At 70.8% G+C, this 12,338-nt stretch carries 12 protein-coding genes and 1 pseudogene; 6 read left to right on the top strand and 7 right to left on the bottom strand.

Going from position 1 to position 12,338, the window contains the following annotated elements; all coding sequences use genetic code 11:
- Positions 1 to 33 precede the first annotated feature (33 nt).
- Together ACFYUV_RS50235 and ACFYUV_RS50230 are read right to left on the bottom strand one after the other, a co-directional pair.
- The gene (locus tag ACFYUV_RS50235) at positions 34 to 309 is read right to left on the bottom strand and encodes a hypothetical protein (protein WP_387683037.1); all 276 of its coding nucleotides are present in this window, start codon (positions 307 to 309) and stop codon (positions 34 to 36) included.
- 156 nt (positions 310 to 465) lie between these two features.
- Positions 466 to 1,065 (bottom strand): neutral zinc metallopeptidase, encoded by a 600-nt coding sequence (locus ACFYUV_RS50230; RefSeq protein WP_387683036.1) that lies wholly within the window; start codon positions 1,063 to 1,065, stop codon positions 466 to 468.
- 333 nt (positions 1,066 to 1,398) lie between these two features.
- Here ACFYUV_RS50230 and ACFYUV_RS50225 point away from each other — a divergent pair, with 333 nt between their 5' ends.
- The gene (locus ACFYUV_RS50225) at positions 1,399 to 5,742 is read left to right on the top strand and encodes an NACHT and WD repeat domain-containing protein (RefSeq protein WP_387683035.1); all 4,344 of its coding nucleotides are present in this window, start codon (positions 1,399 to 1,401) and stop codon (positions 5,740 to 5,742) included.
- A 128-nt stretch (positions 5,743 to 5,870) separates the two neighbouring features.
- Here ACFYUV_RS50225 and ACFYUV_RS50220 read toward each other — a convergent pair whose 3' ends face one another.
- Complete coding sequence (locus ACFYUV_RS50220; RefSeq protein WP_387683033.1) at positions 5,871 to 6,011, bottom strand: hypothetical protein; 141 nt, start codon at positions 6,009 to 6,011, stop codon at positions 5,871 to 5,873.
- Between ACFYUV_RS50220 and ACFYUV_RS50215 the strand changes: the two genes are divergently transcribed.
- Complete coding sequence (locus ACFYUV_RS50215; RefSeq protein WP_387683031.1) at positions 6,010 to 6,264, top strand: hypothetical protein; 255 nt, start codon at positions 6,010 to 6,012, stop codon at positions 6,262 to 6,264. The two genes, ACFYUV_RS50220 and ACFYUV_RS50215, sit on opposite strands and share 2 nt — an antisense overlap.
- A gap of 881 nt (positions 6,265 to 7,145) precedes the next feature.
- Here ACFYUV_RS50215 and ACFYUV_RS50210 read toward each other — a convergent pair.
- Complete coding sequence (locus ACFYUV_RS50210) at positions 7,146 to 7,586, bottom strand: hypothetical protein (RefSeq protein WP_387683030.1); 441 nt, start codon at positions 7,584 to 7,586, stop codon at positions 7,146 to 7,148.
- Between the two features lie 374 nt (positions 7,587 to 7,960).
- Between ACFYUV_RS50210 and ACFYUV_RS50205 the strand changes: the two genes are divergently transcribed.
- Positions 7,961 to 8,113 carry a hypothetical protein gene (locus ACFYUV_RS50205; RefSeq protein ID WP_387683099.1) on the top strand — a complete coding sequence of 51 codons (153 nt, stop codon included), beginning with the start codon at positions 7,961 to 7,963 and terminating at the stop codon, positions 8,111 to 8,113.
- A 14-nt stretch (positions 8,114 to 8,127) separates the two neighbouring features.
- A complete protein-coding gene (locus tag ACFYUV_RS50200) occupies positions 8,128 to 8,367 on the top strand; it encodes a hypothetical protein (RefSeq protein WP_387683097.1) in 240 nt (79 codons plus the stop codon).
- Between the two features lie 90 nt (positions 8,368 to 8,457).
- Here ACFYUV_RS50200 and ACFYUV_RS50195 read toward each other — a convergent pair whose 3' ends face one another.
- Entirely contained in the window at positions 8,458 to 9,006 is a 549-nt protein-coding gene (locus ACFYUV_RS50195) for a hypothetical protein (RefSeq protein WP_387683095.1), read from the bottom strand.
- 316 nt (positions 9,007 to 9,322) lie between these two features.
- Here ACFYUV_RS50195 and ACFYUV_RS50190 point away from each other — a divergent pair, with 316 nt between their 5' ends.
- The gene (locus ACFYUV_RS50190) at positions 9,323 to 9,472 is read left to right on the top strand and encodes a hypothetical protein (protein WP_387683093.1); all 150 of its coding nucleotides are present in this window, start codon (positions 9,323 to 9,325) and stop codon (positions 9,470 to 9,472) included.
- Here ACFYUV_RS50190 and ACFYUV_RS50185 read toward each other — a convergent pair.
- Both ACFYUV_RS50185 and ACFYUV_RS50180 read right to left on the bottom strand, forming a co-directional pair.
- A pseudogene (locus ACFYUV_RS50185) lies at positions 9,418 to 9,648 on the bottom strand (aldo/keto reductase); the annotation flags it as partial. The gene ACFYUV_RS50190 and the pseudogene ACFYUV_RS50185 overlap by 55 nt on opposite strands.
- Before the next feature lie 168 nt (positions 9,649 to 9,816).
- Positions 9,817 to 10,488: a TetR/AcrR family transcriptional regulator gene (locus ACFYUV_RS50180; protein ID WP_387683028.1), complete on the bottom strand. Its 672-nt coding sequence runs from the start codon at positions 10,486 to 10,488 to the stop codon at positions 9,817 to 9,819.
- 63 nt (positions 10,489 to 10,551) lie between these two features.
- Between ACFYUV_RS50180 and ACFYUV_RS50175 the strand changes: the two genes are divergently transcribed.
- Positions 10,552 to 12,000 carry an FAD-dependent monooxygenase gene (locus ACFYUV_RS50175; RefSeq protein ID WP_387683026.1) on the top strand — a complete coding sequence of 483 codons (1,449 nt, stop codon included), beginning with the start codon at positions 10,552 to 10,554 and terminating at the stop codon, positions 11,998 to 12,000.
- Positions 12,001 to 12,338 lie beyond the last annotated feature (338 nt).

Below are 12,338 nucleotides of genomic sequence, written 5' to 3'. Positions count from 1 at the left end.
CCGGCCGCGGTCACCTTTCTCCGGTTCGCCGCGTCAGCAGAATGAGGACGCCACTTTGAGAGGAAAAACCTCCACGTCCGTCTCGGCCGGGAATCTCTTGGCTTCCTTGAGGACTTCGGCCGCGGCGCGCTTGTGCCTCGTGGGCACGAGCAGCGTCGCCGCTATCAGGCATACGACGCCGAGGACGATGCCGGCCAGGACGTGACGCCATGTCAGGAAGGCGCTGAGCAGGAGTCCAAGCGGAATGCCCGCCGCGGCTCCGAGCACTGTGCCGGCGACGAGCTTCCACGTCTTCGCCTGTAACCTCATGGGCCGCTCCTGCCACCTGCTGTTACAGGTCCACCCGATCAGGAATGGAGCCGTCACGGCAAGCGCCATCGTCATCTTGGGTTGTTGGCTTCGAATACACCTTTCACGTGGGATGGCCCAAGGGGCCGGCGTCGACCCGCGTGACATGGGCGCGCGCTATTTCACCCTGGCGGCCGGAGCCGTGAAGGTGTTGCAGGCGGACGGAGACTCGGACTCGAACCCCCGCCTGATCCAGTAGACACGATTGGACGCTTTGCCGAGGCCGGCGAAATTGCCGTCGATGACGTGCCGGTCGATGTAGTAGTCCTGGCCGTGCTCGCGCGTGTGGCCGAGCGAATCCCAGACACTGCCGGTGAACGCCCCGGAGAAGCAGAGCGTCTGCAGCGTGTATCTGGACTGAAGGGCCAGCGCGTCCCGCTTGGACAGCTTCTTCATGGTCTTGGCCACGGCGTTCATGATGCCCGCGACGTTCTGGACATGGATGGCATAGCCCGTGCTGAGGGCCTCCAGCAGTTGTGGCTTGTCGATCTCGCCCTTGAGTCCGTAGTCGCTGACCATCATGTGGACGGTCTTGGTGTTAGGACAGTAGACGCTGTCAGTGGCGTCGGGTGCGTAGATGCCGCAGGAGGTCTTGACCCGCTCGCCGTACGACAACACCACCTTGGGTTTGGTGTACCGCAGACCGGCCTTCGTCAGCAGCGGCCCCCAGGCCTTGTCCAGACAGAGGGAGACCTCTTCGACATAGCGCCGGAACACCTCGACGTCGGCGCTGGCCGCATCCGGCTCCTCGCAGGTCTCGAGCTCGGACGCATGGCACCGGACTTTACAAGGGTGTCAGCCCACATGCGCCCAAACCCACATTGACTCGACCAGGACCGTGGCCGCGTCCAGCCTGCCACCAGCGAGGGCGCCGGGCCGTACTCGGGCTGGACGGGCGGTGGCCGGTGCGGGGCCTGCGTGCGCTCTTCCGCCTGGGGCCACGAGCGCATGTCGATCGGCCGGGACCTCGACAGCGGTTGTAGCGGTGTGAGGCGCTGTGGCGATATCAGAGGGCAGGCGGGCGCCTTCGCGGATCGATGGGGGTTGTGGATGGGATCGGCCACCGGGGTGCCCGGCGATTCCCAGGCGCACGCGGCGCGGGAGCGGATCGCCTCGGTGGTGCGGCGAAGCGGGAGCGGCTTGCTGAAGCTGTCGCCGCACGCGGTCATCGCGACGTTGTGCGCCAGCGCCCTGGTGCCGCTGGCCTTCGAAGGCGCCGATGGTCCCGTCGCGGCCGGGGTGCAGGTGCTGGCCGGTGTCGGCGGCAACGTGCTGGCCGATGTGATCATCAAGTCGATGGACGCGGTACGGAGGCGCGCCGCCGGCCGTCTGCTGTCAGGGGAGGAGATCGAGAACGAGATCGGAACCCAGCTCCTGCAAGCCCTGGAGGCCGCCAACAGCAACACGCCGGACCTGCGGCGGGAGATCGCCGGCGTGCTGCACGGGATCGATGCGGCAGGAGCCGCTCTGGAGGCCGCGCTCACCAGCGGAGACCAGCGGCTGCAGGCCCATCTCACGACGGTCTTCGCCGAGTTGAGCGGAAGCTTCGCCGAGTTCCGTCAACTGCTGGGCGATCTGTCGGGCAAGGCCACTCAGCTTCAGGACTTGCTGTACCGCCAGGCCGCCGAGCAACGGCACGATCGGGATCTCGCCCTTCAGCAGTCGGTGCAGCTGATCCTGATACGTGATGAGATAGCGGCCGTCAGCCGGCGCGCGGCCACCTCGCAGCAGCAGGCGGACGCTCCCGGTCCTCGATGGTTGGACGAGGCGCCGTATCGAGGGTTGTGGCCGTTCGACCGCCACCATTCCCCGATCTTCTATGGCCGTGAGCGCGCCACCGCGAAGCTGCTGGGCAAGCTCGCTGAGCGCTTGTCCGGGGCGCGGCCGGCCATGGTCACCGGCGCGTCGGGGGCGGGCAAATCCTCCCTGCTGCGGGCCGGGCTGTTGCCCGCACTGGCCCGCGGGCTGCTGCCCGGCGCCGTGAACTGCCAGGACTGGCCGCAGGTGGTGATGACTCCGACCGCGCGCCCACTGGATGAGATGGCGGTCCGGTTGAGCGCTCTGGGCGGGCTCGAACCAGGTGCGGTACGCCGTTCACTGGAGGCCAATCCGCAGGACGCGCACCTCACCGTGCGGCACGCCGTACTCGCTGATGCCGAGCGGCAAGCCCGGCACGAGGCCGGTCGGCTCGTGCTGGTCGTGGACCAGTTCGAGGAGGTGTTCCTGCTGGCCGGCGGTCGGGAACGCGAGGCGTTCCTGACCGCCCTGGTCGCGGTCGCGGGCACGCCCGCGCTGGTCGTCCTGGCCGTTCGTGGCGACTTCGCCTCCACCTGCGCCGCTCACCCCACGCTGGCCGAGGCGTTGGAGGACGGGCAGTTCGTCCTCGGTCCGATGACCGAATCCGACCTGCGCCGGGCCATTACCGGGCCGGCGGGCATCGCCGGCCTGGAGGTCGAGGCAGGTCTGGTCGACAGCGTGCTGAGCGATCTGCGCTCGTACGCCGACGAGGGCGGCTATGGCGCAGGCGTGCTGCCCCTGTTGTCCCAGGCGATGCTTCTCACCTGGGAGAAGAGCCAGGGCGGAACGCTGACCAGCAGGACGTACGGGCTGGTCGGCGGCGTCGCCCATGCCGTGGAGTCGGCCGCCGAAGAGGTCTACGGGAGCCTGTCCGCCGAGCGGCGACGCCTGGCGCGCGAGGTGTTCCTGCGGCTGGCCGCCACCGGCCCGGACGGGCGGCCGGTACGCCGCCGCGTCACGCGCGCCGAACTGCTGGGCTCGCACGCCGCCGACCGGGCGGCCGACGTGAATGACGTGCTGGAGGCGTTCACCGAGCGCCGGCTCCTCGTTCAGGGCGGCGCCGACGAGGGGAGCCCACGCGGCACCGTCGAGATCGCGCACGACGTGCTGCTGAGCGCGTGGCCCAAGCTGCACGGCTGGCTCGACGACGATCGTAGCGATCACCTGGTGCTGCGGCAGTTCCTGGACAGCGCCGCCGACTGGCAGGCCAGAGGCCGCGATCCGGCGTTCCTCTACCGGGGCACCAGGCTGACGGCGCTGCAGGAGGCGTTCCCCCGTTGGGACGACGATCCTGTACGCAGCCCCGCGCTCACCGGCGTGCATCGCGCGTTCCTGCACGCGAGCGAGCGGGCGGCGACGCGGACCGCGCGGACCCGTCGCGTGGTCCTCGCCCTGCTCACCATCCTGGCGCTGGCGTCACTGACGGGCGTCGGCGTGGCGATGAACCGCGCCACCGAGGCGAGCAACCAGGAAAGCACCGTGCGCTCGCGCGAACTGGCCGGTCGCAGCGTGGAGTTGAGCGAGACCGATCCGGCTCTGTCCCGGCTGCTGGCTGTCACGGCCCATGAGATACGGGACACCCCGGATTCCCGCGCGGCCATGACCACCGCCCTGCTCAACCCTGCTCGCGCCGTGTTCACCGGTCACGTCGGCGAGGTCGAGAGGGTGGCGTTCGCCCCCGACGCGAGGACGCTGGCCTCGGCCGGACGTGACGGCAGCGTCCGGCTGTGGAACATCGCCACGGGCCGTCCGATCGCGCGCTTCACCACCGGGCCGGGCGAATGGGCGCGGGCAGTGGCTTTCAGCCGCGACGGCAAACTCCTGTTCTGCGCGAGCGGTACGGAGGAATCCAACAGGGGCGCGATCTACATCTGGGACGTCGCCGGCCAACGGCAGGCCGGCGCCCCGCTCACCGTCGCGGACGTCATCGAGGGGCAGACCGTGCGCTTCGACGCGCTGGCACTCAGCCCCGACGGCGAGACGCTGGCCGGGGCGGGAGACGACGGCATCCTGTACCTCTGGGAGGTCGCCACCCGGCGGCGTCTCGCCCAGATCACCACCGACCAGGTCGAGGACGTCGTCTTCAGCCCGGACGGGCGCGTACTGGCCACCGCCGGCACGGACGGAACCGTGCTGTTCTGGGACGTGGCCCGTCGCCGCGAGATCACGCCCCGGACGGCCACCCGCAAGGGCAACATCACGGCGTGGAAGGTGGCCTACACCCCTGACGGCACCAAGCTGCTGAGCGATGACAGCGATGGAACCGTGCGCTGGTGGGACACGACCACTCACCGCCGGCTCGGCGCCGCCCTCAAAGCCTCCGGTTCGGCGCTGGCCGTCAGCCCCGACGGCGTCACCATGGCCACCGGCGGTGAGGCGGGCACGATCGCCCTGTACGACCTCAGCACCCGCCGGCCGGTCGGCGCTCCCCTCGTCGGCCACACCGGCACGCCGCTGGACGTGGCCTTCTCCCCGGACGGGAAGGCGCTGGCCAGTGCCGGGAACGACGGAACCGTACGCGTCTGGGACCTCGTCCGCGGCCGGCAGATCGAGCGGCCCGTCACCAGGCCCGGCACCGGCGATGTCTACGAAATGGCCCTCAGCCATGACGGCCGTACGCTCGCCACCTCCAGCGGCACGAGCGTGCTGCTGTGGAACCTGGCCGGGCGCGACCGCCGCGGACGCCTCGTCGTGAGCCTGCTCGGGCAGCCCATCGCGCCGGGCAGGACCGGCGACGGCGGCCCGGTGGCCTTCAGCCCCGACGGCACGATGCTGGCCACCGGCGCGGCCGACGGCGTGATCGACCTGTGGACGGTCGCCACCCAGCGGCCGATCGGGCCACCGCTGCGCGGCCACACCGAGCGCAACGGGCAGAGCTGGGTCCGCGGGCTCGCGTTCAGCCCCGACGGGGGGATGCTGGCCAGCACCGGCGCGGACGGCACCTTGCGGTTCTGGGACGTACGCGCCCGGCGGCAGCTCGGCCCGCCGGTGGCAGGCGTGCGCGGTTCCGCCCTGGCCTTCTCCCCCGACGGCGCCACCCTCGCGGCAGGGCTGGACGACGGGAGCATCCGCCAGTGGGATCGGCGTTCCCGCCGCGAGAAGGCCGCCCCGCTGCGCGGCCACATCGACGCCGTCACCTCCATCACGTACAACGCGGACGGCTCGCTGCTGGCCAGCGCGAGCAGCGACCGCACGATCCGGCTGTGGGATCCGCACGCGGTACGGCCGAAGAACCAGCCGCTCGTGGGGCACACCCACACGGTATGGAAGGCGGCCTTCAGCCCCGACGGCCGGTTGCTCGCGAGCGCAAGCCGTGATCGTACGATCCGGCTGTGGGACGTCGCCACCCAGCGGCCACTCGGCCGTCCACTGACCGGACACGACGGGGACGTCTCCGGGATCGCCTTCACCCCGGACGGCCGCACCCTCGTCAGCACCGGCTATGACTCCACCATTCGCGCGTGGGATGTGAGCCTGCCCTCCGACCTTGAAGCCGCCGTATGCGCCCTGGCCCAGCGGCCGATCAGCCGCCCGGAGTGGAACCTGTACGTACCGGGCAAACCGTACGTGCCGACCTGCGCTGCCTTCGTACGCTGAGTTCAGCGTGCCGGCCGGGCGGGCGGCCTGAGGCCGTCCATCAGGAGGTCCAGCAGGCGACCGGCCTTGGCTTCATGCTCGCGCCGGGGGGCCACGGTGAAGATGCCGATGAGGGAGGCGGCGATGTCTCAGGCGGTGACGTCGGAGCGGAGGTCGCCCGCCGCGCGACCGGCGTCGAGAATCGTGGTGATGGCCACCAGTGGCTCGCTCCGGGCCTGCGCATGGGCGATCTCGCCCGACTCGATCATCGCGAGCAGCGTGTCGGGCATGCCGTTCTTGGTCGCGATCCAGTCCCCGAACAGGTCCATCCAGCATCGCATCGCCGCGGCCGGGGGCAGTCCGCCGAGCAGTTCGCGGGCGCCCTCCGACCGGCAGGTCGTCGCCCGAGACCGCATCCGCCGGCTCACGTTGCTGACCGGGATCGTCACCGTCCTGCGCCACGAGAACGATCTCGTCGAAGTGCCCGCGGCGACCGAAGCCGAGGCGGCCCGGGTGCTCATGGTCGAGGGGATGCGGAGCTGACTGTGCCGTCGGCGAGGTCTTGGACCAGCCTTCTCCGGCGATGGGTCGGGATGTCGCAGGCGGCCATCGCCCGCTGCAACAGGTCGGCGTCGAACCCGTGCCTGCGCATGTGGTCGAAGAGGGGGACGTGTCGATCGCCGCCTCGTGGTCGTCACGCGCGCTGAGTGGGGTGGCCAGCGTCTCGGCCTGATGCGGAGCAGCGATGACACGCCGACACGACTCGATGTGACTCTCATCACACATTGTCGTGCGGGGCGAACGAAAATCCCTGCACCAACCTGCGAGATTACGCGTATTTCCGCAGCACCCCAACGGAGCCGACACAGCCAACAGCGGGCCTGCTCCCGATAAACCGCTAATGCAATACAGCCACATGACCGCACGTCTAAGCTCTGTCTTGTCCGCAGCGCACGCGGTTCTGGCAGCAGTCAATCGGGGGGTCGGCTGCTCAGATGGCCGGTCCCTTCGTCACACCACGAGGAAGGGCATCCAGTGCGCAAAGGACGTAAGAGGAAGAACCACCCTTGGTGGCCGGAAGGGGCGCCGCTTGCCGTGCGAGCCGTGCTCATGGCCGTAGACCTGGTGGTGAACAGGCTCAGGTAGCCGAATCGGCTGCCTGAGCCCGCAAGATGGTGACCCCCGTCTGGCCGGCAAGCTTCGGCGGGGGAAACCTCCACCACAGGACCCCAAGTCTCGGTTCCCGGTCTCAGCGTAGCGTTCGCCAGGCTTCTTTCTCAGCTACGTATCAAGTCTCGTAGCGTTTTAAATACAGCACGCGCGTCGTCATTCCCGTTCGTGTTCCAAGCTCGCGCTCGCGCTGCTATTCGGAAACGACATCGCCGTTGTAACCGCCAGTCGTAACCCAGACTGTTACCGGCGACTCAGAGCCCGAGCGACTTCAGCCAGGCCAGGCCCTGCTCCGTGTCGAAGCGGCCGTCCAGGCGTACGCTCTCGCGCAGCGCCTGAAGGTAGCGGTCGTCATCGAGCACGGGCGAGGCGGGCGGGGCCTCGGCGTGGGCCGGCGGCAGCCGGTCGAACCCGGTCACGCGCAAGCAGAAGTGCAGGTCACGCCCCAGCGGGCGCTGGGCCATGACCCGGATCGGCTCCCGGCTGGCCGGCGTCACCCGGCGCCCGATGGCCAAGTCGGTGGCCAGTTCGTAGGCGACATGGACCGCCGAGTTGCCCGCCTCCACCACGACGACGTGCTCACCGGGCAGCGAGGCCGGGGTTGAGGCAGCCTCCTGCGTGGCCGGGTAGGCGGACGTAGGTGCAGGTGTCGCTGTAGAAGCGGGCGAGGAGCTGCGCATCGACCGCAGCGTCATGGTCAGCGTCTGCGACGACCTGGAGCGGGCGGGCCACGTACGCCGCGAACGTAACCCCCGCGACCGCCGCTCCTACGCCGTCACCATCACCGACCCGGGGCGGCGGCGGCTGGCTGAGGCGCAGGCCGCGATCCCGGCCTTCCTCGACGACACCTCTCACCGCCCTCCTCGGCAAACTCCTCAACATCGGTTCCTGAGGCGCCGGGCGGCCGTGGCTGTCGTCCTCCTTGTGGCCGGAGGGCACGGCCTCGGGGAGGAGCCGGGGCCGCCGCCGGCGTCCGACAATCGCAGTGCGGTCCCGGAGATCATCGGGGCATCCGGCGGCCGGCACGGAAGCATCTCGCGTACGTCGCGACCTCACCGCAGGAGCCCATGTGACCCGTCTTCGTCCCGTCATCACCGTCGCGCTGCTGGCCGCGGCCACAGTGGGGGCGCTGTCCCTGCCGGTCCAGGCCACCGAAGGCAAGTCATGCAACACCGGACCGAACGGACCCGCCTGCCACTCGCCCGGCTGGGGAACCAAGTAACAGGAAGGATCGCCATGCGTCACGCACGCCGCCTCGTCATCGCCACGCTCCTGGCCGCCGCCTGGATGGTCCCCGCCGCCGTCGCCGCCCAGGCCGACAGCCGGACCGACTGCTACCAGATCTACAACCACAACTACCAGGCCCTCGTCGCCCGGGGCTGGAGCCCTGAGAAGGCCGCCAACGAGGCGCTTCTCTACTACGACGAGTGCATGCGGCTCAAGGAGAACCCCGCGTCGAGCACCCCGACCGACTGAACCCCTCCGCGAACCGTCCTGCGGCTGCTCCGCGCACGCCCATCCACGCAGGAAGGGCGTGCGCGGATGCCGCCCGTCAGATGCCGCCCGTCAGATGCCGATCGTGAGGGTTCCGGGCGCGGTGAGCCGCGTGACGCCGCCGCCGGCGCAGGCGAGCGGGTCGGGCTGGAGCCCGAGGCCCTGCGAGATGGCGGGCAGGCCCTGGTACCTGCCGTCCTGGATCGAGCCGGTGGCGATGACCTGGATGTAGCCGGCGACCCGGTTCACGACCCGGTGGTAGGCGAACGTGCTGTGCTCTCCGGAGCTCCAGCGGAAGGTCCGGGTCCCGTCGCCCGAGGAGAGCAGGCTGGTGCAGGTGGCGCCCGCCGCCGTCCCGGACTCCTCGTACCAGCCGGTGGGGGCGGAACCGTCCGTGCAGGCGGTGAGCCGGCCGTGGACGGCGAACGCCACCGTCTGGGGCGTGTTCGTCAGCGGCGGCTGGTAGACGATGTCCTCCTGGAGGGTGCAGACCTGGAGGGGCGCCGCGTGCGCGACGGACGCGGGCAGCAGGCTCAGCCCCGTCGTGACCAGCACGGTGAGGGCGAGGAGCACGGCGGGCGCGGATCGTCCCGAGCCTCGGGCGGTACGTCGCGGCGACATGGGCGGGGCCCCTTCCGTGAAGGTGGACGGGCAGGCTGGGCCGGGTGGCGTTCGTTGCCCGGCAACCCACTGTGGGCGGACTCTTACGTAGGGTGAACCGCTCCGCGTCGCCGGCCCAGCGTCCGCGCGAACAGCATTTGCCATCGGCGGGTGCTCAAGGTGTCTCCGTCCGGCCAGGATTGCCGCCGCGGTCCTGCGGGAACCGGGCGGAGTTCCGCGGCCGTCGCTGCCCCCGTGGATCGGCGGTCGCCGCTCACGGCACCCGGCGGTCGAAGCGGCCGATCGAGGGGCCGTAGACGGACTCCCGCGAATCTTGATGAAGCTCTGCGGGAACCCGAGCGGGCAGGCGCTGACCTGGTCGAGCCGCTCGCCCACGTCCGGCGGCAACCGCAGGTCGCAGGCGGCGAGGTTGTCGGTGAGCTGGTCGAGCGTCCGCGCGCCGGAGCTCGGGTGGATCCAGGTGTGATGCGCCCTGGTCCGGGCGAGGGCGACCTGGGAGGAGGAGACGCCGAGCTCGTCGGCGACCTTGTCGACCTCGGCGGCGATCGCCAGGTGGTGTTCGGGTACGGCGTCGCGGCTGATCCTGGACCCGGCGGTGGCGTCGGCGCGGGTGAACTTCCCCGACAACCGGTGTGTCGCCACGACAACCTGCGTCAGGCGCTCCTGGAGGTGGGCACCCCATTCCAACTGCTCGGCGTCGCCCTGGACGACCTGGTCTCCTGCGTCCGCCCCCTGCGCGGACTCCCCGACGGTTGCGGCCCGCCCGGCCTGAGGACATGCCCTTTCGCGATCCGGCTCTCGACGCCGGCATCAGTCGGTGGTCAGTCCTGTGATGATCAGGTTCAGGCCGTGGGCGAAGTGGGCGGCGAAATCGGTGCTGGTGAGTGTGGCTTCGGCGGCGGCCAGGTTGGGGTAGGCGTCGGGGTCGAGGGCCGCGTGCAGCAGGGTCAGTGAGGCGGGCAACTCGGAGCCGGCGAGAGACTGGGCGGCCTGTTCCTCCAGGGTGTGGCCGACGGTGAAATGGATGATCGTGAGTGCCGTACGGGTGGCGGCCTCGGGGGTCGGGCATGTCTCGCGCAGCACGCCCACGAGGGTCTCGGCGTAGTTCAGCGTGTTGGGGCCGACGGAGTGGGTGCCGGCGTAGACGCGTGCGCCGTCGCGGTGGCGCAGCAGCGCGGTGCGCAGCCGTCCGGCCAGTTCGGTGAGCTGATCGCGCCAGGCGAGCCCGTCGGGCAGCGGGTCGGCGCAGCCCGCGAGCATCTCCTCCGCCATGGCGGCGAGCAGCGTCTGCTTGGTGGCGAAGTGCCGGTAGAGCGTGCCCGCCTGGACGTCGAGGGCCGCGGCCAGACGGCGCATGGTCAGCGCGTCGAGCCCGTCCTCGTCGACCAGGCGCAGGGCGGTGGCGACCGCCTCCGGCACGCCCATCTTGCGGGGGCGGCCCCGGGAGCGCTGGGCGGACGAGGAGGTTGACGTGGGTCCCATGCCCAGTGATACTAATGACCTCGATTTTATGAACGGTGTTCATTTAATAGGAGGGACGCAAGCGTGCACATCGACGTGATCGTGGTGGGAGCCGGGCCCACCGGACTGCTGCTGGCCGCGGAGCTGGCCCTGGCGGGCGTGGCGGTCCGCGTGCTCGAACGGAACGACGCGCCCACCAGCCAGTCGCGGGCGCTCACGCTGCACCCGCGCAGCATCGAGGTGATGGACCTGCGCGGCATCGCCGGCCGCTTCCTCGCCCGCGGTCACACCCTGCCCGGGTGGCACTTCGCGGGCCTGAACACGCGCCTCGACTTCACCGCCCTCGACACCCGGCACGGCTACACCCTGTTCCTGGAGCAGGCCCGGACCGAGGAACTGCTCGACGCCCGCGCCCGCGAGCTGGGCGCCGAGATCGTCCGTGGCTGTCAGGTCACCGCCGTGCGGCAGGAGCCGGACGGCGTCGTCGTCCAGACAGCCCGGGAAGAGACGCTGCGCGCCTCCTACGTCGTGGGCTGCGACGGCGGACGCGGCATCGTCCGGCAGGCGGCCGGCATCCCCTTCGACGGAACCGACGAGACGCTGTCCGGCATGCTCGGCGACTTCGCGGTCACCGATCCGGACGCCGTGCGCGTGGCCGAGGCCCGCGGCGTGCTGGCCGTGCCGCTGGAGGGCGGGCTGACCCGGTTCGTGGTCATCGATCCCGAACGCATGCGGGTGCCGTCCGGCCTACCCCTGACGTACGAGGAGTTCCGGCAAGCGCTGACGAACGTCGCCGGCACGGACTTCGGCGTCGCCGAGCCGCGCTGGCTGTCGCGGTTCGGCAACGCGACCCGCCTGGCCGGGCGGTACCGGCAGGGCCGGCTCCTGGTGGCGGGCGACGCGGCCCACATCCACTTCCCAGCGGCGGGACAGGGCCTCAACACCGGTCTGCAGGACGCCATGAACCTGGGGTGGAAGCTCGCCGCCCAGGTCAAGGGCTGGGCTCCGGAAGGGCTGCTGGACTCCTACGACGCCGAGCGCCGCCCGGTCGGCGCGGCCGTCACCGCCAACACCGAGGTGCAGACGCTGCTGATGGAACTGACTCTGGTGCCGCAGTACCGGCGGCCGGTCATGGCGCTGCGCGGCATGCTCGACGGCCTCCTGCGCATCGGGGAGGTCAATCACGACCTCGCCGCCTCGGTCTCGGCGATCGGCACCCACTACGGCGACGGCTTCCCGGCCGGGGCCCGGGTGCCCGATCTGCCGATCAGCGTCGCGGAGCGGCCCGAGGTTGGGCGTCTGTACGAATTGCTGCACGACGGGCGATTCCTGCTCGTCCATACGGGAAAGCGGGCCGGCGCGCCCGGCAGCCGGGACGACCGCATGCAGATCGTCACCGCCACGGCCTGGCAGCCCTCGCCCGACCTGGAGGAGGCCGAGGCGCTCCTCGTCCGGCCGGACGGGCACCTCGCCTGGGCGGGGCCGATGGAGGCCGAGCAGCAGGCCCTGCTGGACTGGACGGGGGCGGCTTGACCCGCCCCGCCACGGCGGGACCCTGCTGAACGCCGGACCAGCCCGGTCCAGATCGGACGGCGAGGTTTCCAGACTGTCACACGCTGAGACATGGCGGCCGTCGCGCCTTCCGGCAGGTGCGCGGATCGCCTGCCGTCCCCGCTGCGTGGACATGGAGAGGCGCGGCGGGCGGGTGTTCGCACCCCCGCGCAGGCCGGCCTCGCGCGGCTGGATGCGGGTCCGCGAACCCGACGCCCTGGAAGGGCGCAAACCGCCCCGTCGAGCTCTCAGCGCTCGGGGGCGCGAGGGCGAGGAGGCAGGCCGCTGGAGTGTCACGGGCATGGCAGCCTTGATCTGCA

The organism is Nonomuraea sp. NPDC003560, from assembly GCF_042878785.1.
Taxonomy (GTDB): Bacteria; Actinomycetota; Actinomycetes; order Streptosporangiales; family Streptosporangiaceae; genus Nonomuraea.
The sequence above is the reverse complement of the archived record's forward strand: the minus strand, read 5'-3'. Positions and strand labels throughout refer to the sequence as shown.